The sequence below is a fragment of the Halomonas almeriensis genome, from assembly GCF_030409235.1.
Classification (GTDB): Bacteria; Pseudomonadota; Gammaproteobacteria; order Pseudomonadales; family Halomonadaceae; genus Halomonas; species Halomonas almeriensis.
On record NZ_JAUFPO010000004.1, the window covers coordinates 25323 to 49306 of the forward strand.

General features: G+C 63.1%; 25 protein-coding genes. 14 read left to right on the forward strand and 11 right to left on the reverse strand.

All coding sequences use genetic code 11. The features are described 5' to 3' along the window. The first annotated feature begins 8 nt into the window (after nt 1-8). On the forward strand, nt 9-1436 hold the full coding sequence (locus QWY74_RS01625) for a Glu/Leu/Phe/Val family dehydrogenase (protein ID WP_264823826.1): 1428 nt from the start codon (nt 9-11) through the stop codon (nt 1434-1436). Between the two features lie 96 nt (nt 1437-1532). On the opposite strand, the gene QWY74_RS01630 is transcribed toward QWY74_RS01625, so the two are convergent. Next, entirely contained in the window at nt 1533-2063 is a 531-nt protein-coding gene (locus QWY74_RS01630; RefSeq protein WP_290313631.1) for a PadR family transcriptional regulator, read from the reverse strand. A gap of 101 nt (nt 2064-2164) precedes the next feature. On the opposite strand from QWY74_RS01630, the gene QWY74_RS01635 reads away from it, so the two are divergent. Then, on the forward strand, nt 2165-2536 hold the full coding sequence (locus tag QWY74_RS01635; protein ID WP_264823824.1) for a DUF2306 domain-containing protein: 372 nt from the start codon (nt 2165-2167) through the stop codon (nt 2534-2536). Between the two features lie 29 nt (nt 2537-2565). On the opposite strand, the gene QWY74_RS01640 is transcribed toward QWY74_RS01635, so the two are convergent. Genes QWY74_RS01640 through QWY74_RS01650 form a run of 3 tightly spaced genes read right to left on the reverse strand, consistent with a single transcriptional unit; the run spans nt 2566 to nt 8106 of the window. After that, the gene (locus QWY74_RS01640; RefSeq protein ID WP_264823823.1) at nt 2566-3555 is read right to left on the reverse strand and encodes an alpha/beta hydrolase; all 990 of its coding nucleotides are present in this window, start codon (nt 3553-3555) and stop codon (nt 2566-2568) included. A gap of 19 nt (nt 3556-3574) precedes the next feature. Continuing rightward, nucleotides 3575-6880 carry an AAA family ATPase gene (locus tag QWY74_RS01645; protein WP_290313632.1) on the reverse strand — a complete coding sequence of 1102 codons (3306 nt, stop codon included), beginning with the start codon at nt 6878-6880 and terminating at the stop codon, nt 3575-3577. Continuing rightward, a complete protein-coding gene (locus tag QWY74_RS01650; protein WP_264823821.1) occupies nt 6877-8106 on the reverse strand; it encodes an exonuclease SbcCD subunit D C-terminal domain-containing protein in 1230 nt (409 codons plus the stop codon). Before QWY74_RS01650 ends, QWY74_RS01645 begins: the two co-directional genes overlap by 4 nt. A gap of 148 nt (nt 8107-8254) precedes the next feature. Here QWY74_RS01650 and nfi point away from each other — a divergent pair, with 148 nt between their 5' ends. Together nfi and QWY74_RS01660 are read left to right on the forward strand one after the other, a co-directional pair. Next, nucleotides 8255-8935: a deoxyribonuclease V gene (gene nfi / locus QWY74_RS01655; RefSeq protein ID WP_290313633.1), complete on the forward strand. Its 681-nt coding sequence runs from the start codon at nt 8255-8257 to the stop codon at nt 8933-8935. A gap of 111 nt (nt 8936-9046) precedes the next feature. Further along, nucleotides 9047-9595: a DUF1415 domain-containing protein gene (locus QWY74_RS01660; protein WP_290313635.1), complete on the forward strand. Its 549-nt coding sequence runs from the start codon at nt 9047-9049 to the stop codon at nt 9593-9595. Between the two features lie 27 nt (nt 9596-9622). On the opposite strand, the gene QWY74_RS01665 is transcribed toward QWY74_RS01660, so the two are convergent. Continuing rightward, entirely contained in the window at nt 9623-10507 is an 885-nt protein-coding gene (locus tag QWY74_RS01665; RefSeq protein ID WP_264823818.1) for an aldo/keto reductase, read from the reverse strand. A 152-nt stretch (nt 10508-10659) separates the two neighbouring features. Here QWY74_RS01665 and QWY74_RS01670 point away from each other — a divergent pair, with 152 nt between their 5' ends. After that, a complete protein-coding gene (locus tag QWY74_RS01670) occupies nt 10660-11091 on the forward strand; it encodes an OsmC family protein (protein ID WP_264823817.1) in 432 nt (143 codons plus the stop codon). Nucleotides 11092-11155: 64 nt separating this feature from the next. On the opposite strand, the gene QWY74_RS01675 is transcribed toward QWY74_RS01670, so the two are convergent. Next, nucleotides 11156-11824, reverse strand: coding sequence for a gamma-glutamyl-gamma-aminobutyrate hydrolase family protein (locus QWY74_RS01675; RefSeq protein ID WP_290313636.1), 669 nt, complete (start codon nt 11822-11824; stop codon nt 11156-11158). Beyond that, complete coding sequence (locus QWY74_RS01680; RefSeq protein ID WP_290313637.1) at nt 11824-12816, reverse strand: amidoligase family protein; 993 nt, start codon at nt 12814-12816, stop codon at nt 11824-11826. Before QWY74_RS01680 ends, QWY74_RS01675 begins: the two co-directional genes overlap by 1 nt. A 102-nt stretch (nt 12817-12918) precedes the next feature. Between QWY74_RS01680 and QWY74_RS01685 the strand changes: the two genes are divergently transcribed. From QWY74_RS01685 to QWY74_RS01725, 9 genes are all read left to right on the forward strand, one after another. Further along, complete coding sequence (locus QWY74_RS01685) at nt 12919-15222, forward strand: mechanosensitive ion channel domain-containing protein (RefSeq protein ID WP_290313638.1); 2304 nt, start codon at nt 12919-12921, stop codon at nt 15220-15222. Between the two features lie 273 nt (nt 15223-15495). Continuing rightward, nucleotides 15496-16275, forward strand: a complete 780-nt coding sequence (locus tag QWY74_RS01690) for a ThuA domain-containing protein (RefSeq protein WP_290313640.1) — start codon at nt 15496-15498, stop codon at nt 16273-16275. Further along, nucleotides 16272-17351: a Gfo/Idh/MocA family protein gene (locus QWY74_RS01695; protein ID WP_290313641.1), complete on the forward strand. Its 1080-nt coding sequence runs from the start codon at nt 16272-16274 to the stop codon at nt 17349-17351. The genes QWY74_RS01690 and QWY74_RS01695 overlap by 4 nt, the downstream gene beginning before the upstream one ends. A 161-nt stretch (nt 17352-17512) precedes the next feature. Continuing rightward, nucleotides 17513-18484, forward strand: coding sequence for a LacI family DNA-binding transcriptional regulator (locus QWY74_RS01700; protein WP_290313642.1), 972 nt, complete (start codon nt 17513-17515; stop codon nt 18482-18484). A 40-nt stretch (nt 18485-18524) separates the two neighbouring features. Beyond that, nucleotides 18525-18890, forward strand: a complete 366-nt coding sequence (locus tag QWY74_RS01705) for a glutaredoxin family protein (RefSeq protein ID WP_290313643.1) — start codon at nt 18525-18527, stop codon at nt 18888-18890. A gap of 687 nt (nt 18891-19577) precedes the next feature. Then, on the forward strand, nt 19578-20297 hold the full coding sequence (locus QWY74_RS01710) for a hypothetical protein (RefSeq protein WP_290313644.1): 720 nt from the start codon (nt 19578-19580) through the stop codon (nt 20295-20297). Between the two features lie 38 nt (nt 20298-20335). Next, nucleotides 20336-20575: a hypothetical protein gene (locus QWY74_RS01715; RefSeq protein ID WP_290313645.1), complete on the forward strand. Its 240-nt coding sequence runs from the start codon at nt 20336-20338 to the stop codon at nt 20573-20575. Between the two features lie 129 nt (nt 20576-20704). Then, nucleotides 20705-21004 (forward strand): hypothetical protein, encoded by a 300-nt coding sequence (locus QWY74_RS01720; protein WP_290313647.1) that lies wholly within the window; start codon nt 20705-20707, stop codon nt 21002-21004. 86 nt (nt 21005-21090) lie between these two features. Beyond that, nucleotides 21091-21333: a hypothetical protein gene (locus tag QWY74_RS01725; RefSeq protein ID WP_290313648.1), complete on the forward strand. Its 243-nt coding sequence runs from the start codon at nt 21091-21093 to the stop codon at nt 21331-21333. Nucleotides 21334-21575: 242 nt separating this feature from the next. Here QWY74_RS01725 and QWY74_RS01730 read toward each other — a convergent pair whose 3' ends face one another. The 4 genes from QWY74_RS01730 to deoD form a co-directional block, all read right to left on the reverse strand. Beyond that, nucleotides 21576-22319 (reverse strand): dienelactone hydrolase family protein, encoded by a 744-nt coding sequence (locus tag QWY74_RS01730; RefSeq protein WP_290313649.1) that lies wholly within the window; start codon nt 22317-22319, stop codon nt 21576-21578. A gap of 70 nt (nt 22320-22389) precedes the next feature. Further along, entirely contained in the window at nt 22390-22791 is a 402-nt protein-coding gene (locus tag QWY74_RS01735; RefSeq protein WP_290313650.1) for a gamma-glutamylcyclotransferase family protein, read from the reverse strand. A 51-nt stretch (nt 22792-22842) separates the two neighbouring features. After that, nucleotides 22843-23256 (reverse strand): cytidine deaminase, encoded by a 414-nt coding sequence (gene cdd, locus QWY74_RS01740; protein WP_290273013.1) that lies wholly within the window; start codon nt 23254-23256, stop codon nt 22843-22845. Further along, on the reverse strand, nt 23253-23981 hold the full coding sequence (gene deoD / locus QWY74_RS01745; protein ID WP_290273015.1) for a purine-nucleoside phosphorylase: 729 nt from the start codon (nt 23979-23981) through the stop codon (nt 23253-23255). Before deoD ends, cdd begins: the two co-directional genes overlap by 4 nt. Between the last annotated feature and the right edge of the window lie 3 nt (nt 23982-23984).

The following is a 23984-nucleotide window of genomic DNA, read 5'->3' on the forward strand; positions in this document are numbered from 1 at the left end:
GGCATTGGATGAGCGATAGCAAGTACGCGCAGCAAGGCATGTCATTCCGCGAGAGTGTGGAGCACATGGTGGACCATGCCATCGAGATCATGGAGCTGGACGAGGGGATCGGCAATGCATTGAAGGTTTGTCAGAGCGTGATCCAGGTATCTTTCCCGGTGGAAATCAATGGCAAAGCCGAGATCTTTACCGGCTGGCGAGCCACCCATAGCGACCATCGCCTGCCCTCCAAGGGCGGGATCCGTTTTGCGCCGATTGTCGACCAGGATGAAGTCGAGGCCCTGGCCGCGCTGATGACCTACAAGTGCGCCATCGTCGATGTGCCCTTCGGCGGTTCCAAGGGTGGCCTGGTCATCGACCCGCTTCAGTATGAACCCCACCAAATGGAAGCCATTACCCGGCGTTTTGCTCGCGACCTGATCAACAAGGGCTATCTCAGCCCGGCACAGAACGTGCCGGCGCCCGATATGGGCACCGGCCCGCGCGAGATGGGCTGGATGGTGGATACCTACCGCCAGATGTTTCCCAACGACATCAACTACCTTGGCGCCCTGACCGGCAAGCCGGTGGAACATGGCGGGGTGCGCGGGCGCAACGAGGCGACCGGCCGCGGTGTGCAGTATGCGCTGCGCGAGCTCTTCCGCCACCCCAAGGAGCTTGAACGCTGTGGCCTCTCCGGCACCCTCGAGGGCCAGCGCATCATTGTCCAGGGGCTGGGCAATGTGGGCTATCATGCCGCGCACTTCCTTCAGACCGAGGACGGCAGCCTGATCACCGCCGTTATCGAGCGCGATGGCGCGGTAGTGAATGATCAGGGCCTGGACGTCGCCGCCGTGCGTGAGCACATCGCCGAGACCGGTGGGGTCAAGGGCTTTGACGGTGGCGAGTTCGTCGAGGATGGCATGGCCGTGCTTGAGCGAAAGTGCGATATCCTGATTCCGGCGGCCCTGGAAGGCGTGATCACGGCAGACAATGCCGAGCGCATCCAGACCAAGCTGATCGCCGAGGCGGCCAATGGCCCGGTGACCTTCCTGGCCGACAAGATCCTGCAGGAACGCGGCATCGAGATACTGCCCGATGCCTACTGCAACGCCGGCGGTGTTGTGGTCTCCTATTTCGAATGGATTCGCAACCTCAACCATGTGCGCTTCGGTCGCCTGGAACGGCGCTTTCACGAAGCCCGAGGCGAGCAGATCATCGAGGCCATCGAGCAGGCCACCGGCGTCGAGGTGCCCGAGCACCTGAGTGACCGTATTGGACGCGGCGCCGACGAGTTCGACCTGGTGCGCTCCGGTCTGGACGACTCAATGCGCCTGGCGCTGCAGTCGATCATTCGTCTGCGTCAGGAAAATTCCAGGATCAATGATTACCGCATGGCCGCCTATGCCCTGGCCATCGAGAAGGTATCGCGGCACTACAAGGACATTGGCTTCTAATTCTGGGCTCGCTTTCGAAGCCCGGAAAGCGTTGCTCGACTTCAGCGAAGCACCAGTCAATCCATGTATCCCTAACGCCCCTGCGGGGGCGTCGCCTCAGGCGTCCTCCGCCATCACGTCCTCGATCCATACCAGCCAGGTCTGCGTCAGTTGCTGACCCAGTCGCAGCGTGTGCCATGGCGCGCGCTGTTCAGGCGTCAGGGTCTCGGGGGCGCTGAACCATGTCTCTTCGATCTCGGCATAGGTGGCCAGTCGCTGCTCCAGCTGTCCTTTCAGTGCCTGAAGCTCCCGTAGCCGGGCTTCGCTCGGCCAATCCTGCCAGGCAAAGAATTTGGCGTATAACGGCTCGCGTACCGGTCCGGCATCGAGAGGCTCGGCCAGCCAGGCTTCCAGTGTCTGCCGGCCCGCGGCGGTGAGCTGATAGACCTTGCGATCCGGGCGTTCGGATTGCGCCACTGCCCGACACTCGAGCAGTGCCTCACGACGCATGCGGTCCAGTTCACGGTAGATCTGCTGATGACTGGCCTGCCAGACGTGGGCCAGCCCTGTTCTGAAGCGCTGCAGGATGTCGTAACCCGTGCCGGGTTCCTGCTGCAGTGTAATGAGGACAACGGCGCGCAATGACATGAGGCATCCTGGTTTTCGCTTTATTATGCACATGGTTGCATATAGAGGGGTGCTCGACTAGTCTTATGCAATAAGTTGCATGGTTATCGAGAGGATATCGCATGGCGTTCACGTTGCACCTTTATGCCTCGTTTCTGGCATTGGCGCTTGGCGGGCTGGTACTGCTGATGCCCAAGGGAAGATGGCTACACAGGACACTGGGGAGCATCTGGGTGAGCAGCATGATGCTCTCGGCGCTCAGCTCCTTCTGGCTGGGGAGCAGCCTGCTGCCGCTGGTCGGTCACTTTGGCCCGGTGCATCTGTTGTCGGCCTGGTTGCTGGTATCCGTCACCATGGGGCTGGCCAGCATACTGGGCCGCCGGGCACGCCAGCATCGTCAATGGATGGTGGGAGCCTATCTCGGTTTGGTGGGTGCCTTCATCGGCACCCTGATGCCGGGGCGCTGGGTCTCGGCGCAGCTCGGGTTCTGGTAGTGGCGGTGGCCCGCTCGCTGGTGGCCGGGCTACTGGGCAGAGCCGGTGTCGAGCAGGTGGCGCGTCTCGGTGATGATCGCCTGGAGCGCGTCGGGTTCGACCACCAGCCCGACATGACCGATGTCGGGTAGCAGGGTGACCGGTACATCGCGGCTGGCGTGTTGGAACACCGTATCGAAGTGTGTCGAGTCCAGGACCTGGTCATCACGACCGGCGATCAGTCTTGTGGGGTGGTCGACGGCCTGGATGGTGGCGCGGTAGTCGGCCCGGGGGCGGTAGTTCTGGGCCAGGTTGAAGGAATAGGCCGGGGTGAGCAGTCCCCTGGCATCCTCGGCCAGGGCGAAACGCACCACCGGCAGGTGATTGAAGGTGCTGATGCCCAGTTGATCGAGCAGCGCGATGCTGATGTAGCGGGGAATGCCGACCTGTGTCCAGCCGCCGGTGTCGGGGCGGTGGGTCGGTGCCTCCTGACTGATGAAAGGGGACAGCAGCAGGTAGTGAGCGAAGAGGTCCGAGCGCTCGCTGCCGGCGACGCGCAAGGCGAAGCCGCCCCCGGCGGAGAAGCCGGTCAGGGTGCGCGGTGTGTCGGGATTCACCGCGTCGACGAAGTCCTCGAGGTCGTCTTCCAGCTGGCCGATGTAGGCGATATCGCCCCGCGGCCCCGAGTCGCCGTGGCCGCGCACATCCAGCGCATAGGCGCTGAAGCCGGCCTCGGCATAGGCCGTGGCGAGAGGGTGCAAGCTTCGACTGTCGGCGGAGGAGCCATGCAGCAGCACCACGCTGCCGTTGCTGGCGTCATCGCGGGTCTCGGCCGGGTAGTGCCGGTAGGCGAGCTGGCTGCCATCACGAGCCTGGTAGCGATCCAGCGCCGGCAGACCGCTGTATTCCAGGTTCTTGAAGGGCTCGTTGATGCCGGCCATGGCGGGAGGCTGGGAAGGGCCACCGAAGATCAGTGCCATGACCAGTGCTGAGGTCAGCACCAACCCGATAACCAATATCACACCGGCCGCAATTTTCATGGTGCCACCTCCTTGCGTGTCAATGACTCATCAGTGTGGCACGGCTGGTGCCGTTACCCTCGGGTGAGACGTGAATCTGTACCGGGATGCGTTCATGCATCTCCTGCACATGCGAGATGACGCCGACCCGGCGCCCCAGGGCCTGGAGGCCGTCGAGGGCGTCCATGGCCAGGGCCAGGGAGTCGGGGTCGAGGCTGCCGAAGCCCTCGTCGATGAACAGTGATTCGATCACCAGTTCGCCGGAGGCCATGGAGGCCAGCCCCAGCGCCAGCGCCAGTGACACCAGGAAGGTCTCGCCGCCGGAAAGCGAATGCACGGAACGCCGCTCGTCGCCCATGTCGCGGTCGATGACCAGCAGGCCGAGTTCGCTGCCGCCGCGTACCAGCTGATAGCGTCGACTCAGGCCATGCAGGTGGGCATTGGCGTGTTCCAGCAACTGTTCCAGGTTGTAGGCCTGGGCAATCCGCCGGAAGGTCTTGCCGTCGGCGGAGCCGATCAACTCGCTGATGCGCCCCCAGCGGCGATACTCCTGACGGGCCGCCTCGAGTTGCGCCTGGCCCTGTTGCTGGCGTTCTCTTCGGCGCTCGTCGTCACGCAGGGCGTGCTGGGCGTCATCGCGTTGCTTCTGGGCACTCTCGAGTTGCGGCGTCAGCGCTTGTCGCTCCTGTTCCAGGGCCTCGAAACGCTCCACGATGGTCTGGGTGACGTCGTCGCCGAGCAGGGCGGCCTCGTCATGCGGCGTCGCCAGCAATGCCTGGTCGCGGCGTTGTGCGATCAGTGCCTGGTAACGTTCGGCCAAAGTGGCGGCGGCCTGTTGGCGGGCCTGCTCGGCGTCGTTCAACTGCTGTTCCTGGCGCTCTGCCTCGGCCTCGGATTGTGCCAACAGGCGTGTCAGGGTGGCGTCATCCAGATCGGGGTGAGCCTGTCGCCATTCGGTCAGCTGGCTTGCCAGGCTGTCGCTTTCCTGGCCGAGCGCATCCAGCTGGCGCTGTTGATGATCGCGCTGCTGAGTCAGCCGCTGTACTTCCTGGTGCGCCTGGTGGGATGTCGCCAGGGCGTTGTCCCGCGCCTGATAGGCGGACGCCTGGGCCTCGTCGAGATGCTGTTGCCAGGCATCCGCCGAGGCGTGTTGTCCCAGCAGCGTGGCCAGGCGTTCGGCGAGTTCATCCCGTTGTGTCTGTAGAGGTGGCAACTGCTCGGCCAGTTCGCGGAGCTCGCCGTCGAGACTTTCGCGGCGCGTCTCGAAACGCGCGAGCCGGGTGGCGTCTTCCTGCAGGGCCTGCTTGAGGGGTTCTATTTCCTGCTCAGCCTGACTCAGCTCTTTCAAGGTGCTTTCATGCTGGCGCCGAGTATTATGGCTCCGCTCGACCTGATCGCTCAGCCAGGCGTCGCGCTGTGCGTCCTCGATGCTGGCGAGCTCGGCGTACAGCGAGTGCTGTTCAAGTACCTGATGCGTTTCCCGGGACGTTTGCTCAGCGGTTTGTACTTCCTGACGCGCCTGCTTGAGCGAGGCGTCCAGCGCACTGTATTCGCTGAACAGCCGGTCGCGTTGCTGCTGTGCCTGCTCAAGCACATCCTGGGCCTCCTGAAGCTGGCGCTCCTCCTCTTGTTGCTGGGCGGCGAGTTGATGCGCCTCCGGAGTGGCCGGTGGCTGATGCCGCCAGGGATGCTCCAGACCGCCGCAGACGGAGCAGGGCTCACCCTCGGTGAGGGCGTCGCGCAGGGCGATCACGCTTTCGCTGCGTACCGCCCGGCTGCGTTCGATTGAGCGACTGACGCTGGTCTGATGGGACTGCGCCTGCTCGAGTTGGCGGCGTGCCTCCTGGCCCTGTTCCAGCAAGTGTTTCAGCCTCGGCTCCTCCTGCTGAAGGCGCTCGACAAGGCGTTGCTTGTCAGCGCTGGCGCGACACTGTTGCTGCCAGCGGCTGGCCAGTTCCTCCAGGGCGAGCTGGCGTTGAGCGGCCTGCTCGAAGGCTTGTCGAGACGCTTGCCTAGCCGCTTCGAGGTTGGCGTGATCACCAATCAGCCGAGACAGGGTGGCCTGCCACTCTGCCTGCTGTTGGCGGCGCTGCTGGTGTTCGCGCTCGGCCTGGCGGTGCTCGGCATCCAGGGTGGCGACTTGCTGCTGGCGCTCGGTTTGGAGCCTTTCCTTGTCGCTTACCTGCTGTTGCAGGCTGGCCAGGTCGGTCGCTTGCCGGCGAGCCTCGCGCAGGGCCGGCTCGGCCTGTTGGCGAGCTTCCCGGGCAGCCTGCAGGGCCTGCTCGGCGGTCTCGTGCGCCTTGCGTTGCTGCGCCAGTGTCGCCTCGGCTTCGCCCAGCGCCTCGAGGGTCTGGGCGTGTTCGGCTTGCTGCCGGGTGATCAGATCGGGGAGGTCGGCCTGGCGTTGCAGAAGATGACGTTGCGGCAGGATGACGCGGCGCCATGCCTGGTCCTCGCGCGCCCCGGCCAGGGCCTGCCAGGCATGTTCCGCTTGTTGTTGCTGGTGGCGGCCCTGGTCCAGCGCCTCGCGAAGACGCGCATCGGTCTCGTGCCAGGCCTGGCGGGCTTGTTGCTGCTGGCGTTGCTGCTCCAGTTGCCGCAACTGCTCGCCAGCCTCCCGGGCATGGTGCTCGAGTTGCGCCCGTGTCTCGGGGTCGGCTGGCAGGTCGTCGGCGAGGCGGTTTTCCAGGGCCTCCAGGTGGCGTTTCGCCTCGCTGGCACGCCGGTAGGCGGCGCGCGAGATGGCGGAGTACTCCGCCGTCCCGGTGAGGCGTTCGAGCAGGTCGCTGCGCTCGTTGTCATCGGCCTTGAGAAAGGCGGAGAACTCGCTCTGGGCCAGCAGCACGGCCCGGGTGAACTGCTCGAAGGTCAGACCCAGGCGTTCGGGCAGTTGCTTGTCGAACTCCCGTTTCTGGGTGGTCAGCAGGCGGTCATCGTCGAGGTCGCGCAGCGATTGATCGACGCTCTGCAGGCGGCCTTCGGCCTTGTATCGGGCGCGGCGTACCGCCCAGCGGGCCCGGTAGCGACGGCCATCGCGGCCGACGAAATCGACCTCGGCATGGCCGCTGGCGGTGCCGCGACGCAGCAGGGTGCGGGGGTCGCTGGTGGTCACTGGATCGCCGGCCGGGTCATCCACCTGGCTGTCGCGATTGGGGGCCTGGCGCAGGCGCGGCGTGTTGCCGTAGAGCGCCAGGCACAGCGCATCGAGCAGGGTGCTCTTGCCCGCCCCGGTGGGGCCGGTGATGGCGAACAGGCCGGCATGGGCCAGGGGCTCGGCGGTAAAGTCGAGTTCCAGCGGGCCGGGCAGGGAGGCAAGGTTTTCCAGGCGCAGGGCAAGGATCTTCATGCGTTGCCCTCCGTGTCGTCGAGCACTTCCTGATGCAGGCGGTCGAAGTCGGCCAGGACGTCGTCATCCGGTGGCATGTCCCAGCGGTTCTGCCAGGTGCGTTCGAAGAGCTTGCGCGGCCCCAGGGATTCCAGGTCGACCCGCTGCGGGGCAGCGTCGCCGGTGGTGTCGGGCAGGTGTCGGGTGAGGCGCAGCAGACGCAGTGCCCGGCCTTCCAGGGCCGCGTCGAGGCGGGCGCGCAGGTCGGGTACCGGGGCTTCCAGCCGGACGCTGACTTCCAGCCAGGGCCAGTGTTCGCGCGGCAAGTCGGGGTCGTCCTCCAGGGCCGCCAGTTCATCCAGTACCTCGTCCAGCGCGGCCGGGCCCAGGCGATGCATGGCCACCGCACGGGGGATGGGCACTGACTCGAGGCCTTCGAGCTGCTCGCCCTCGAGCTGCACCTCGACCACCTGATGCGGGTAGCCGACCTCGCTGAAGTCCAGCGGCAAGGGGCTGCCGCTGTAGCGGATGCGCTCCTCGCCCACCTGCTGGGCGCGATGCAGGTGGCCCAGCGCCACATAGGCGATGTCCGCGGGGAAGAGCGTCGCCGGGATGGACTCCTCGCCGCCGATCACGATGGGGCGCTCGCTGGCTTCCGAGACCGTGGCGCCATGCAGATGGGCATGGCTCATGGCGATCAGCGCCTGGCCGGCCTGTCGGCGCTGACGCGCGGCATCGATCAGTGCCTGGTGAACCTGCGAGATACCGCCGACATAATCCTGTGCCTCGCCGCCGGTGACCTCGGCGGGGCGCAGAAAGGGCAGCGCCAGGCACCAGGCCTGCGTCTCGCCGCTGCTATCATGCAGCGGCACCAGCAGGTGGTCGGCATCTAGCTCGCCGTCGTCGCGCCATGCCACACGCCCCAGCGCATGGGTACGCAGGCGGCGCATCAGGGGCGCCGGCAGTTCGATGCGATTGCCGCTGTCGTGATTGCCGGCGATCAATACAATGTCGAGTTGTGGCAGACGCTCATGGGCGCTGACGATGAAGTCGTACAGCAGCTCCTGAGCGCGCAGCGAGGGATTGACCACATCGAAGATGTCGCCGGCCACCAGCAGGGCATCGGCATCGCGCTCGACCAGGGTCTCCAGCAGCCAGTCGAGAAAGGCGCGGTGTTCGGTATGGCGTTCCTGGCCGTGGAAACTCTGGCCCAGATGCCAGTCAGCGGTATGGATCAGTCTCAACATGGGCGCCCCGGTGGCGGATCGTGAAGCAGTGTCGTCAGGACAAGGGCGCCCAGTCTAACGCGATTGGTGCTGGCGCATCAGGCGCTTATTGTCGGGCAATGGGTCGCGGGCGCCTCGCACCGACGGATCAACAGGACAGGGAGGCCGCATGTCGCCAACCGCGCTGCACGACTGGAACCTCGACCCGGGCGAGGCGATCGCCCTGCAGAAGCAGCTGGCCGCCCGGGTCGAGCGTCAGGATCGCCTGGCCGAGGTGACGCGCATTGCCGGCGTGGATATCGGCTTCGAGCAGGGGGGCGAGGTGACCCGCGCGGCGGTGGTGGTACTCGCCTGGCCGCCGGGGGCCGATGGGGCCTTCGAGCGGGTCGAGCAGGTGGTGCATCGCGAGCCGACGCGCCTGCCTTACATTCCCGGGCTTCTATCGTTTCGCGAGCTGCCCGCCGCACTGGCCGCCTTCGATAGACTGACGAGCTCGCCGGAGCTGGTCATGGTCGATGGCCAGGGGCTGGCACATCCGCGTCGGCTGGGGGTGGCGAGCCATCTGGGACTGTGGCTGGATCGGCCGACCATCGGCATCGCCAAGTCACGGCTGTGCGGGCATCACGTCGAGCCGGGCAACGAGCGGGGCGACCGGGTACCTCTGGTACACAAGGAGGAGACCATCGGCGCGGTGCTGCGCTCGCGTGCCGGCGTCAAGCCGGTGTTCGTTTCCAGCGGGCATCGCATCAGCCTGCCCACGGCCCTCGACTGGGTAGTGGCCTGCCTGGGACGCACCAAGCTGCCCGAGCCGACCCGGCTGGCGGATCGCCTGGCATCACGGCGAAGCTGAGCCAGGGAGCCGCTTGCCTGGAAAGGCGTCTTGAAGTTCAGCGTTCATCTGCCTGTTCTTGCTGGGAGCCGGTATACTGCGTGTCTCTTTTCCGCCGCTGCCGAGCTCTTCATGTCCGATCCCGTTGATCCCCTCCAGGCGACCCGTGCCTGGGTCGAGTCCTTTGTCGTCGGCCGCGAGGTCTGCCCCTTCGCCGGCCGGGAGGTGGCGCGGGGTAGCGTGCGTTACGTCAACATTGAGGCGGCCGAGCCCGGAGCGGCACTGATGCGCTTGATGGAGGAATGCTGGCACCTGGACGGCCACCCCGAGGACGAGACCACCTTGCTGGTGCTGACGGGTTGTCTGGATGACTTCGATGATTATCTGGATCACCTGGCGTTGGCCGAGAGCTTGATGGAGGCGCAGGGTTATGAAGGCGTCTACCAGCTGGCGAGCTTTCACCCGGATTATCAATTCGAGGGCGAGGACGCCGACTCGCCGCGCAACTACACCAATCGCGCGCCCTGGCCGATGTGGCACCTGATTCGCGAGGCCGGGCTGGAAGGGGCGCTGGCGCATTATCCCGACCCGGAGAGCATCCCCGAGCGCAATGCCGCCAGCATGCAGGCGCTGGGCACCGAGCGGCTGGCGGCGTCACTGGCGGCATTGCGGCCCGGATAGAAGCAACGAAAACGCGGGGTGGCGGCGTCAGGCGGTGTCTAGGGGTTCCCTGGCGACCGGCGGCGGGAAGATGCTGTTCAAGTTGGCCAGGGTGTCGTCATCAAGGACAACGTTCAGAGCGGCCGCATTTTCCTGGATGTGCTGTGGATCTACGGCCTTGGGGATGGCCATGACATGACGCTGGCCGTCGATCGGGCGAATGGACCAGGCGAGCAGCAGTTGCGCCGGCGTGAGGTCGAGCTCGGCTGCCGTGGCCATGATATCGGGATGGTCGAGCAGGTCGCGCCGCAGGCGGCCGCCCTGAGCCAGCGGGCAGTAGGCCATTACCGGTAACTCCTGCTTGCGGTGCCAGGGCAGCAGGCTGTATTCGATACCCCGCGATCCCAGGTGGTAGAGCACCTGGTTGGTGGCGCAGTCGTTACCACCCGGCATCTCGACCAGGGAACGCATCTCCTCGACATCGAAATTCGAGACACCAAAGCGGCGAATCTTGCCGTCTTGCTGCAGTCGCTCGAAGGCTTCAAGGGTCTCGTCGAGGGCAATGCCGCCGGGCCAGTGCAGCAGGTAGAGGTCTAGGTAGTCGGTGCCGAGACGCCTAAGGCTGTTCTCGCAGGCCTGGATGGCCGAGTCGCGGCCGGCGTTCCAGGGGTAGACCTTGGAGGTCAGGAAGGCTTCGTCGCGGCGGTTCTTCAGGGCATCCCCGACGATTCGCTCGGCCTGGCCCTCGGCATACATCTCGGCGGTGTCGATCAGGCTGAGTCCATGGTCCAGGCCAGCCTGGAGGGCAGTGACTTCTTCCTGATGCGTGTCATGACCCTCTCCCATGTACCAGGTGCCCTGGCCGATCGCGGGCAAGGTCACGGCGGGGGCTCGAGAGGTGGCGGCTAGCGTGACTTCGGGGCGATTCGACATGTCAGCTCCTGTTGGAAAGCGTGTGCGCTGGACATTTAGTGTGTGTTTCAGCATCCGGTGATGCAATTCCCCTTGTGTATTAGGGCGAGGACCCCCATTGTCTTTACTGAAATAGGCAAGATTGTGACGAACCCGGAACACGAGGAGTCGACATGAGCATCAAGAAATACGGTAGTGCTGTCTGGCAGGGTGACCTGAAAGACGGCAAGGGCACGGTGTCCACGCAGAGCGGTGTGCTCGACGAAACGGCGTACAGCTTTGCCACGCGCTTCGAGGGTCAGGACGGTTCCAACCCCGAGGAGCTGATCGGTGCGGCACATGCCAGCTGCTATTCCATGGCATTGTCGATGATTCTCGGTGAGGCAGGTTATACTCCGGAACGCATCGCCACCCAGGCCGAGGTGTCGCTGGTCGAGGATGAAAGCGGATTCAGCATCAGCCAGATTCACTTGGAGACACGGGCCAGCGTGCCGGGTGCCGATCAGGCGGCCTTCGAGGATGCGGCCAACAAGGCCAAGGAAGGTTGCCCGATTTCCAAGCTGTTCAATGCCGAGATCACCCTGGATGCCAAGCTGGAGGGATAACCCTCTTTCTGGCAGTAGGACGCTATCAGGCCACCCCAGGGTGGCCTGAGGCGTGTCTGGAGGGTCAGCGCTGGCCCGCGACCTCAACCAGGGCGCGAATCAAGCGTTGCTGGGGGCGATTGAAGATAAGCCACTCCGGGTGCCACTGCACGCCGATCAAAAAGTCGTGCTGTGTCGACTCAATTCCCTGTACCAGGCCGTCCCGATCGCGGGCCACGATCTCGATGCCCTCACCGGTCTGCTGCACGGCCTGATGGTGCAGGCTGTTGATGCGGCACCAGGTGACCTTGAGGATACGGTTCAGCTGGCTGGCCCCGACGATATCCACCGTTTTGCGCGGCAATACCGTGCGCCTTGGCTTGAGCCCCTCATGCGTGGTGTAGATGTCCGTGTCCAGGGTGCCTCCGCGGTAGACGTTGATCAACTGAGCTCCCCGGCAGATCCCGAGCACCGGGGTGCCGCGAGGAATGAAGCGTTCCAGAAGCTGCAGCTCGAGGTCGTCGCGCTGTGGGTCGACCCGCACGTCGAGATGGACCTCGGCGCCATACAGGTGCGCCTGTATATCGTCTCCTCCGCCGATGATCAGGCCATCGAGATGCGCCGGCATGGTTCGTGATGGCGACAAACGCAGTGGCTTGCCGCCATGCCGCCATACAGCGAACCAGTCGAACCACCAGGCAATACGACTCTTGTGATCGGAGGTAGTGATACCGATCAAGGGGCGTTCCGACATCAACGCCTCCAACGGTTTTGCAGTATGTTCCAGATGCGCCTTGGCCAGCCGGGTCGATGGCGCGCCAGATACTGCGCACTGCGCTCGCCCAGCGTGTCCGGCGCGGCAGCCAGCGCCTCGACCTCCAGCCAGCGATTCCATTCCAGGCTGGCACCCCACTGTGGATCCGACAGCTGTGCATTGGGTAGCCGGTAATGGTAAGTGGGGCGTGGTTTGACGAGCTGGTCGCTGAGCAGCTCATGTGGATGTGTCGGGTCCAGGAAAGCGAACAGTGGGAGCAGGTCCAGCTCGCGATTGCGTGTCGGGTTGTATTCCAGATAGTCGTCGATCAGGGTGCGCAGCTCCGGCTGGTAGTCAGGATCCAGCACCTTGAGTGCATAGGCCCGGGTGAAGGGGTTGGCGTGCGGCAGCACCTCGCGGGTGATGTCGACATGAATCTGCTCACGCAGCCAGCGGGCCGTGAGCAGATAGGCGCGCAGGCAGTCGAGGATGTCGCGGGTCTCGAGGCTGGTAGCTTCGGGGTTCAAGTGCAGGCCGAAACCGTAAAGCAGGCTGGCATCGGTGCCCTTGGCGCCGCGTTGCCGCAAGGCTTCGAACAGGGCGTCGAGCTCGCCGAGTTCGTCCCAGGGGACCGGGGGACAGACGATCTCGGTGGGCACCAGGCCCGTCACGACATCGCCGATCAGCTCCCGCGTTCGGGTGTGGAAGTCGTGACGCATGCGCTGCCACTCGCTGTCCGGGTGGGCATCCGCGCTGAAACGCTCTGCATCGGGGTGGGCGTACTGGGTATCCAGCTCGATTCCGAACTCTCCCCAGCGCGTCTCCACGACCTTGAGGCGATGCGCACTGAGGACCTTGATGTCACCCCCAAAGAGCGACTGCACCAGCTCGGCGGTTTCCCTGGGTGGCAGGCCGGCGAATTCGATCTCGACACCAACGCACCGAGTCTTGCCATTGGCGTTGCGGGGAGAAGCAGGCGATTGCGGCGTCATCTTGACTTCCTTATGTGACGAGATTGAACCCTAGCACACCGTCCGGGCGTAATTATGTCATGATACCCACGTTTACGCCTCACAGTCGCGACTGGAGACATGATGCTGTTCGCTGCGCGCCCTTGTTTGCTTGTTGTGCTGTTCTGTCTGACGTTGCTGGGTTCGTGGAGTGTGGCAGCTCAACCGGCACCGCTCTCAGCCCTCGCGGAGGCCCGCCAGGCCGAGAATCTGGACCCGGCCGAGCTGCAGGCCTCGCTGGATCAAGTCATCTCGACGCTGGAGAATGACACCAAGCGGCAGGCGCTGCTGGAAAACCTGCAGGCGTTGCGCAGCGTTAACCAGCCTGCCGCGGAAGAGTCGGGCATTACCTCGCCCCAGGGCCTGCTGGGGGCCCTGGCCGACACCTTCAATCAGTTGGGGAAGCAGGCTGAGGCCGGTGACTCGCCACTGGAAGGCTGGCGACTCAAGCTGACCGAGGGCTGGACGGACCTGACCGACCTCATTGTCGGTACCGGCAATGCCGAGCTGGTCCGTTTTGCCATCGAGCTGATGGTGCTGGTGGCCATCTGGGCTGGCCTGCTGGTGATCCTGATTGCCCTGGGACGCATGCTGGCCAGGCGACGCGACTGGCCACTGGATCTGCCGCGTGAGCCGCGTGCCTCCCTGATGGTGATTCATTTTCTGCGCCGCATGCTGCCCTGGGCGTTGGCCTTTGCCATGACCCTGGGGATCGCCCAGCTGGTGCCGGGAAGTGCCGGTCGCACCGCGGCGCTGGTGATCGCCTATGTCGCATTGTGCGGCCGCGCCCTGTCCGTAGTGGTTGAAACGGTCATCGCCGTATTCACTCGCGGTCATCGCTTCATGGCCGTGCGCATCCTGCAATTCCATGGCCTGCGCCCGCTGTTCATGATCGGCGCCTTGATCGCACTGGGCGATGCCTTCCAGTCATCGCGGTTGACCAGTTTCATCGGCCTCGATCTGGCGAGCCTTTTCTCGGTGCTGGCCAATATCCTGGCGGCCGTGCTGAGCGGACGCTTCATCCTGCGCTTCAAGCGCCCGATCAAGCACCTGATTCGCAATCGTCCCTACGTGCAGCGGCGGGTGAAGAGCAATACCTCCGAGGTGGTCAGGGTCGTGGGTGGACTCTGGCATGTGCCGGCGCTGCTGCTGGTGGGCGGCTCGCTGCTGGCGATCTTCGCCACCGGCGGTGATGTGGGCACGGCCCTGGCGCGTTCGATCATCTCGGCGGCGCTTCTGGTGCTGACCCTGGTAGTGGCCGGGGTGCTGCGTCGACATGCCGAAAAGCGCACGAAGAAGCGCCGACAGAGTGAGTATCGTCGACGGCTGGAGCGTTTTGGCTATGCGTTGAGCCATGTTCTGGCCTGGGTGGCCTTTGCCGAGCTTTCCCTTCAGGTCTGGGGCGGCTCCTTGATCGGCATCGGCACTCAGGGCGTGGCCAGTGTGCGCATCGGCCAGGCGCTGCTGGGCATCGGCTTCACCTTCCTGCTGGCCTGGCTGGCGTGGATCTTTGCCGACACGGCCATTCAGCGCGCGCTGGTATCGTCGGTGCGGTCGCGGGGACGCCGGGTGAACCAGGCGCGGGCCCAGACCATCACGCCGATGATCCGCAATGTGATCTTCGCCACCATCGTGGTGATCGCGGCCATCGTTGGCCTGGCCAACCTCGGAGTCAACGTCACGCCGCTGCTCGCCGGTGCCGGTGTCATCGGACTGGCCATCGGCTTCGGAGCCCAGACCCTGGTCCAGGACCTGATCACCGGCATCTTCATCCTCATCGAAGACTCCCTGGCGGTGGACGACTTCGTGCAGATCAATGGCCACATGGGCACCGTGGAAGGGCTCACGCTCCGCACGGTGCGGCTGCGCGACCTGGACGGTATCGTGCATATCATTACCTTCAGCCGCATTGACTCCATCCACAACATGTCGCGGCAGTTCGGTATCGCCCTGATGAAAATCCGCATTCCCTTCGACATGAAGATCGACGATGCCATTACCCTGATGCACGAAACGGCCAGGGCGCTGCGCCAGGACCCCATGATGCGCCATTACATCTGGTCACCACTGGAGATGCAGGGCATTCATGCTTTCGAGGATGGCTGTCCGATCCTGCGCATGCGCTTTCGCACCGCCCCGGAAATGCAGTGGGATGTGGCGCGTGCCTTCAACCTGCTGCTCAAGCAGCGCATGGAGGATCAGGCACTGGATCTGGGGGTGCCGCGTCTCAGCGTCAACATGGAAGGACGCGGTGGCGGCCGTCTGGATGGCAGCAGCGAACGCGGCGATGGACGCGATGCGGCCGGCCGGGATGCCGGCGAGCCCGGCGTGGCCGACCCTCATCGCCAGACCAGCGCCAGTGGCGGGTCGCCGGATCCGGGCACCTGACGGCAGGCCCCCGCGTTGCGGATCACTTTTTGCTGACCACGACCGAGCCCGGCGACCGCCGGGCTCGGTCGTTCTCCTGCGGGGTTTCCCTCAACACCGGCGGTTTTGCGCCACCGGGCCCGAGTCAGTCGGATGCGACCATGGTGGCACTGAGTAAAGGTTTACGCTGTTAGAGTAAACGTTTACTTTGTCGCCATGTCGCCACTATTTGAATGTGGTGACGATAATCCGGTGAATTCTGCCCGCCAGGGCGTGAACCAGAGGAGCCAATTCATGACGATCAAGGTCACGGTCTGGGGCGAGAATGTCCACGAGCAGACCAACGAGGTGGTCGCGCGTCTCTATCCCGATGGCATGCACACCTGCATTGCGCAGGCGCTCAACCAGGATGCGCAGATCGAGGCTCGCGCCGTCACCCTGCAGGACCCCGAGCAGGGGCTGCCCGAGGCGTTGCTCGACGACACCGATGTATTGCTGTGGTGGGGCCATGCCGCCCATGGCGAGGTTCGTGACGACATCGTCGAGCGTGTCCAGGCCCGCGTGCTGCAGGGCATGGGCCTGCTGGCACTGCACTCCGCGCATTACTCGAAGATCTTCAAGCGCCTGATGGGCACCACCTGCTCGCTGCGGTGGCGCGAGGCGGGCGAGCGTGAACGGCTGTGGGTGGTCAACCCCGGTCATCCCATCGTCCAGGGACTGGGCGGCTATATCGAGTTGCCGCACAGCGAGATGTACAGCGAGCCCTTCGCCGTGCCCAACCCCGATGAGGTGATCTTCATCAGTGCCTTTGAAGGCGGCGAAGTGTTTCGCTCGGGGCTCACCTACAAGCGGGGCAACGGCAAGATCTTCTATTTCGGCCCCGGCCACGAAACCTATCCGATCTACCATGACGCCCAGGTCCAGCGGGTGCTCAGCAACGCCGTGAAATGGGCGTGCCCCGAGGGCTCGCGGTGGATCGACAGTTGCCCCAATGTGCCGCCCGACCAGGCTCCCGATCCCGTCGAGGTCAAGGGCGAGAGCCTGCACAAGCCGGGCGAGGAGGGCTTCAAATGATACGACTGGCGATTATCGGCGCCGGCGGTATGGCCGGCGAGCATGCCAGGCAGTTTCACGCCCTCGAAGGCGTCGAGCTGGTGGCGGTCTGCGACCTGGATGGCGACAAGGCGCACGCCTTCGCCGACGAGCACGGCATTCCGGCGGTGTATACCGACCTTCAGGCCATGCTGGCTCGCGACGACATCCAGGCGGTGAGCAACGTGACGCCGGATGGCGTCCACCGGGCGACGACACTGGCTGCCGTCGCCGCCGGCAAGCACGTCCTCTGCGAGAAGCCGCTGGCCACCAACGCCGCGGACGCCGAGGAAATGGCGGCGGCGGCCCGTGAAGCCGGGGTGATCAACATGGTCAACCTCAGCTATCGCGACGCCCCGGCGATCCAGTTGGCCCGCGAGCTGGTGGCGGAAGGGTGGCTGGGCCGGGTGATGCATGTCGACGCCAGCTACCGCCAGAGCTGGCTGGTGAGCGACGCCTGGGGGCGCTGGGACCAGGACAGCCAGTGGCTGTGGCGGCTCTCCGAGGCCCACGGCAGCAAGGGCGTGCTGGGCGACGTGGGGGTGCATATCCTCGATTTCGCCAGCTTCCCGGTGGGCGACATCGCCGCGGTGACCTGTCGGCTCAAGTGCTTCGACAAGGCGCCGGACAACCGCATCGGCGAGTACACCCTCGACGCCAATGACAGCGCCCTGATGCAGGTCGAGTTTGCCGGCGGCGCGCTGGGCACCGTACAGGCCACTCGCTGGGCTACCGGCCATCACAACTCGCTGACGCTCTCGGTCCACGGCGACCGCGGCGCGCTGCGCGTCGACCTCGATGCGGCCCGTGACCGGGTCGAGGTGTGCTTCGACGAGGATGTGCATCCTGCGCGCTGGAGCGAACTCACGGCGCCGCCGACGCCGAGCATCTACCGCCGCTTCGTCGATAGTGTCGCCAGTGGCATCAACGACCAGCCCGACTTCGCCCGTGGAGCGGCACTGCAGAAGGTGCTGGATGCCTGCTTCACGGCCGATACCCAGGGCTGGCAGCGCCTTACCGAGAGATCCTGCCGAGCCCCGGCGCCCGCCTGTGACTGAAGCGTGGCATGCCTGCGGTGCACCGGCGCGATGATAACGGCGCCTGACGCCCGTCGGTTGCGCAAAGTGTCTCGGCGGGCGCATCGCAACATTGCCAGTGATCGGGCACAATCCTCATCGGCAGGGCCGCAGACGGGCGGCCATGGTGGATGGGGCCAGGCATGAACGCAAAATCGAGCAAGGCAGCCAACATTCAGGAAATTGCTCGCCGGGCCAATGTCTCGATTGCCTCGGTGAGTCGTGCCTTGAACGGCAAGCCGGGCATCAGTGAGGCGCTGCGCGAGCGTATTCTCGACATCAGCCGGGATACCGGCTATCAGCCCAGCGCCGCCGCGCGTCAGTTGATCAGCGGCAAGGCCGCGGTGGTGGGCATCTCGCTGGGGCGCCGGGATTTTGAGCTGCGACCCTACTATTTCCTGCTCTACCAGCACCTGACCGTGGCGCTGCATCGCCAGGGCATGGTGCCGATCTTCTTCGCCCACGACCGCACGGCGACCCTGCCCGAAGAGGCCGGGGGCGCCATCCTGCTCGGCGAGTTCGGTGATGACCCACGCCCGCGGCTGATGCGCCAACATAACCTGCCCTTTGTGCGCATCGGCCTGCCGGGCCAGGGCTTCTCGGTGTTTCCCGAGGAACAACAGGGCTTTCATGACGTGACCCAACACCTGATCGAGGGCGGACGACGACGCATTGCCTACATGGGCGATGACTTGCAGAGCCCGCACAGTCAGCACCGCCTGAGCGGGTTTCGGCAGGCCATGCAGGCCGCGGCGCTCGATGAGCGGCTCATCGATATTCCGTCCAGTCTGGACCCGGCGTTGACGGCCTATCGATGGCTGATGCAGCGACTGGGTTCCGACCCTCGAGCCTGCGATGGCATCGTCTGCGAGAACGACGAGCTGGCGCGCGGCTGTCTGGCCGCGCTGGATGACATGGGCATGCGAGTCCCCGATGAAGTCGCGGTCACGGGGTTCGATGACCTGCCGGCCCTGGCCGAGGGTCTGACCACCGTCCGCCAGGACATTCCACGCATCGCCGAAAAGACGGTGGAGCTGCTGGCGGAAGCACGCCTGCAGCAATCACCTCGCCACCTTGCCATGCCGGTCGAGCTGATCGTGCGCGGCACAAGCTAAAGAGGTTGGCGCACCGCCGCCAGCCAAGGAGGAGCGGAGCATGACATCGCTGGTTCAGACATTACTGGCGCCATTGACCTGGTTATCCAGAAAACTGGGCACGGCCCCTGAAATAAGCCGCGACCCCGCGGCCCAGGCCGAAGCCGACCGCGCCTGCGAGGCCCTGACGCTCTACCAGTTCTGGAGCTGCCCGTACTGCGTGCGGGTACGCCGCGAAATCACCCGCCTGGCCCTGAACATCGAGATCCGCGACACCCGCCTCGACCCCGAACATCGCCGCGCCTTGATCGAAGGCGGCGGCAAGGGCCAGGTGCCCTGTCTGCGTATCGAGGAGAATGGAGAAACGCGCTGGCTCTACGAATCCAGTGCCATCATCGCTTATCTACGTCGCCGGTTCGGGGAGTAGGGGAGTCTGGTTCGTAGCGAATTACGCAGCCGATGTCCCCGCTCCCAAGCCAGGTTAACGAAGCCCGTATCGAGCCTGGCCCCGTGATTGATTTAGTGGCAGGCTTGATGGACAAGACGAGCCATCGGGGTATCAGTGTCTGGTATTTTTGGCAGGGTGGAAACGGAGCAGCATCACGGCCACTAATGACCCAAAGCGGACATGCCGGCAAAGGCTGAATGCTCGTTTATTGGTGTTATATAGCCACATCGACGAAAATACACCGAAAATCAATGGGTTGATGTGGCAGTATAAGAATGTTGAACGCATCCGCTCGTTCAAGTGAGGAAGCACGCGTGCCACCTAATACCTGTTATGTGCCAGTGCGGTTCAGCTTCAGAGAAAACAAAATATTCTTGTGAAAAAGATTTTTAAAACATGTACAGTTAGGATTCAGCTACTGAATAGGGAGTCGAAATGACTCAAATTATTAGCAACACCCGCTGTAAGAAATGTAGGAAGATCGCTCACATCGCCGATATGACTAGGCTACCAACTTCAGGCCATGAGTGTCTTGATCGGAGTGCCTGCGGCGTCAGGCAGAGAAAGCTTAATGCAGCAACAAGTTAAATCAGAAAGATAGCACGGCAGGTGCGGCCACCGTGTGGCCGCACCTGCCGTAATTATAATGCGCTCGGAGACTTCTAGATGTTCGGCAACACAATGTTGATCTTCCCTTTTGGCCTACTACCTATCTTGTTCATTGTAGGGTGGGTTCTATTCTCCTCTGCTGAGGATGAGCTTCAGAAGAGTGTTGGGAGCAAGATACGAGCAGGGATAACCGAATACCCATTAGAAGTTTCTATGGCCCTATACGGCACCAATGAAAATAAAATCAGTTTCAGTGAAGATGGCAAGAGCGTAATTCTAATCGTTGAGTCTCCTAGATACATTAATCTCGATACCCCGGCTAACGTAAGAGAATACCTCAAAGAAAGTATGCCGCACAGTGAAAGCGTTAATATGGATTGGGTTAATCAATACGCCATAACGGCTATTAGCGAAAATAAAGAAGCTCGAACGCATCAGATAGTTGTATCCATTCCTGACGAGATTGTGTTAACTGATAAATACATTGAACATGAGATTACTAATGTTGGGAGAGTATTCAAACGAAACGACGCGGGAAATTCTATTCGTTGGTTGCTATATACCCAGGGAGAGCGCCGAGTCGAGCGAAAAGACGGAAGGCTATTTGTATACATAGACCGTTTGCAGATAGCTCCTGGGATCCTCGATGAAAAGCAGAAAATCATGTCGGAAAAACAGATAACTAGAAGTATAAAAAACCGCTTATGGAATAGAGTCGATGTTAGATGCATTAGTCTAGATGAAAGAGTTTATTGCGGTGAAATACTTGGCGTTTAATCGAGTAACATTGAGGAATTTATTTAGGCAGCCAATTTATGCTTGAAAGAATCATTTTTGGTGTATTTATCGGTGTTTGTTCAGTTATGTTTTTCACCAAGGAGCTTAGCTTCACAGAAAATAATCGAAAAATTATTGTCGGTTTTTTCGCCCTTATCATTATTGCTTTTGTGGGACCATCCTCCATGTTTAGCGCAGCTTACGGCGTCATGGCGGTCGGTAAAATAGCCGTTGGATACTGGCTTTCTAGCTCGCTGATTACTCAAAAGAGCACATAACAAGCGCATGTTGTCGGACTGGTTTTCCGCTACGCTCCAAACCAGCCGCAAATGCGAGCGTTAGTTGCACAAGAGGCATCGTGCCACTTCAGGTTTCAGAGAAGATTTGGGAATTCACGGCTCCATATCATGAATGACTATGAAATTGTTGTTGAATTGGATGACGTCGGTCATGTAACTAAAGCGATTTCGCCCGATGGTGAAGTGTTAGCCACTGCAGCCGGTTTTGGCGCGAGAGATGCGAAGCGGCGGTTGAAGGCAGAACTAACTGGTAATGTAAAAACCAAAAATGTATTGGTTAAGTCCGCTAAAAGGAAGACCAAAATTCATAATGCAGCCGGTGTTATTTTTGCCGCGAAAAATCGAATAGAAGGCGCAAAAGAGAAGCGAGTTGGCTCAAAAAAGAAGCGAGGCACTAAAGGCAAATAACAATCGGTTAAATCAAGGAAAAACTGCTGCGCAGTTTACCCATTAACAAGAGCGTTATGTGACTATCGACGGTTTTGGAGTATTTGATGGAAGATGAAATCGATATAGAGATGAGCTCCCTGTGCCAGGAATTAACCGACGACGGTAAGACGGTTCAGGTCGATGTCTATCGTGGTGGCGGAAGCGACTGGCACCTGGAAGTCGTGGACGAGTTTGGGAACTCCACCGTATGGGATGACCAGTTCCCTACCGATCAAGAAGCATTGAACGAGGCCAAAGCTACGATCAGAGATGAGGGCATTGACTCTTTGATAGGCGCTCCCTCGTGAAAGCAGTGCGCGCGTCACATAACCAAGCTGATTAACTGCGCGCCTTCGGCGCCGAACAACGGCTGCGCCGTTGCCGGTTATCTGCGGCGTTACATCAGCATGATCTCAACGTCAGCTATTGGCCGTAAGCAGACACTCGTCAAATGGAGGCACCGTCTCTATCGGTCTTTTCTTTCCAACTGAGTTACGTCCGGCATGGTGTCCTATGCCCATGGGCACCATGCCGGAGGTGGTAGGCGGCCTTACAGCGTTTCTTCCAGCAGCGTTGCCAGGCGTTTGTAGTGCAGTTCATCGGCTTCGGGGTGGTAGGAGCAGGTGGCGTCCTTGGCGGTGTAGCCGTGAGGGGCGCCCTTGTAGAGTTCGGTGGTGAAGTGCACGCCGGCGTTGGCCAGAGCTTCGTCCAGGCGGGCGATCTGGTCGGCGGGGAGCAGTTCGTCCTTGTCGGCGTGTCCGAAGTAGACACGTGCCTGGATATTGCCCACCACCTGAACGGGGCTGTTGTCGTCGTCGGCTTTCGCCAGGTTGGCGGAGTGGAAGCCGGCCGCGGCGATGATGCGCTCGGGGTGTTCGGCCGCCATGCGCAGGGTGAAGCCGCCGGTCAGGCAGTAGCCGACCACGGCGATGCCGCCGTCGGCGAATTCCGGGGCGGCGTCTATGCCGTTAAGCCAGGCGGTGAAGTCGCGGGATTGGGCCTCGGGCGTGAGGTGGCCGGCGTATTCGACCAGGCTCGGCCGGATATCCGGGTCGCGGAAGGACTTGCCTTCCGGCACGATGATGCCGGCCGCGTCGCGATAGTAGATGTTGGGCATCAGCACGGCGTAACCGTTGTCCGCGATGCGCTGGGCCTTCTCGAGGTAGCAGGGGCGCACGGCGCCGATATCGGTGAGGAGTATCACGGCCGGCAGGGGGCCGTCGGCGTCAGCGGGCGTGACGATATGGGCGTCGATGGTGCCGTCGGCGGCGGGGATATCGATGACGCGAGACATGAGGGCTCCATGGGGTCGGTGCTGAGTGAGACGCTGGCGGTCGCCCCAGCGGCGCGATTCCGGATGACGCTCACAAGGCCTGGCCTGCGGGCTGCCAGCCGCCTTCGCGAATGACCGGACACCCCCTGACGTCGTGGTTGTAGAGATACAGCCAGGCCGGGCCGAAGGCGGTGGCATGAATGGCCCGGTCGTAATCGCCATGGGCCGGCGCGCGGACACGATAGCCTTCCAGACGATCGAGGCCGGTGAAAATGCGGGTGCTGACGCGATACACCTCCACTTCCACGCCGTGGGATGGTTCGGCCTTGGCGCCGGGGCAGTGGCCCAGATCATAGAGCGTGGCGGTGGTCAGTCGGTCCGTGCCGACGAAGGTCGCGCCGTCCAGCCAGTGGTGATTGCGCAGGCCACGTTTCAGCGTGCCGTAGACGGCTACCAGGGGCGTGCGAGCGATGGCGAGAGCGGGACTCTGCATGATGTCACTTCTGCGTTACAGGCTGGCCGGCCGGGCCGACCGGCCATGAGATCATCCGTCGAGTTGCAGATTATCGGGGCCAAAGGCGTCCGGCAGCAACTGTTCCAGGGTGTAGCGCTTGAGCAGCCGGCCCTCGGCATCGACCACGTGAATGCGTGTCCGGTCGTCGGCGAATTCGCGGATGCGCTGGCGGCAGTCGCCGCAGGGCGTGCACAGGTGCTCGCCGGGGCCGATGACATAGACGTCCTGCAGGCGCCGCTCGCCGGCACTGGCCATGGCGGCGATGGCCGAGGCCTCGGCGCACAGCCCCTTGTAGTGCGCCACTTCGACATTGGCGCCGCTGTAGCGGGTGCCGCTCTCGCTGACGATCAGCGCGCCCACCGGATGCCGGGAGTAGGGCACATAGGCGCGGTCGCGCACGGCGACCAGGGCGCTGACGATCTCTGCCTCCACTGATTCGCTCATGCCGCACCCCCGGCGTCGTCGCGCAGCACGCTGTCCAGGGCGATACGCATCATGTCATCGAAGGTGGTGGCGCGGTCGTCGCTGGACAGGGAGTCGCCCTTGACGATGTGATCGGAGACGGTGCAGATGGTGGTGGCACGCGCGCCGAACTCGGCGGCGACGCCATACAGGCCGGCGGCTTCCATCTCGACGCCGACGATGCCGTAGCGACGCATCATCTCGACCATCTCGGGACGCGGGTCATAGAACAGATCGGCGGAGAAGATGTTGCCGACCTTGACCGGAATGCCGTGATCACGCGCGGCATCGGCGGCGTGGCGGGTCATCTCGAAGTCGGCGATGGCGCCCAGGTCGTTGCCCAGAAAGCGCGTGCGGTTGACCCCGGAGTCGGTGCTGGCACCCATGCCGATGACCACGTCGCGGACGTTGACGTCGTCGCGCACGGCGCCGCAGGAGCCCACGCGGATCAGTCGCTCGACGCCGAACTCGGTGATCAGTTCCTTGGCATAGATGGACACCGAGGGGATGCCCATGCCGTGGCCCATCACCGAGACCTCACGCCCCTGGTAGGTGCCGGTGTAGCCGTACATGTTGCGCACGTCGTTGACCAGGCGCGGGGCTTCGAGGAAGTTCTCGGCGATATAGCGGGCCCGCAGCGGGTCGCCGGGCATCAGCACGGTGTCGGCGAAGTCGCCGCGCTCGGCCTTGATATGAGGGGTAGCCATGAG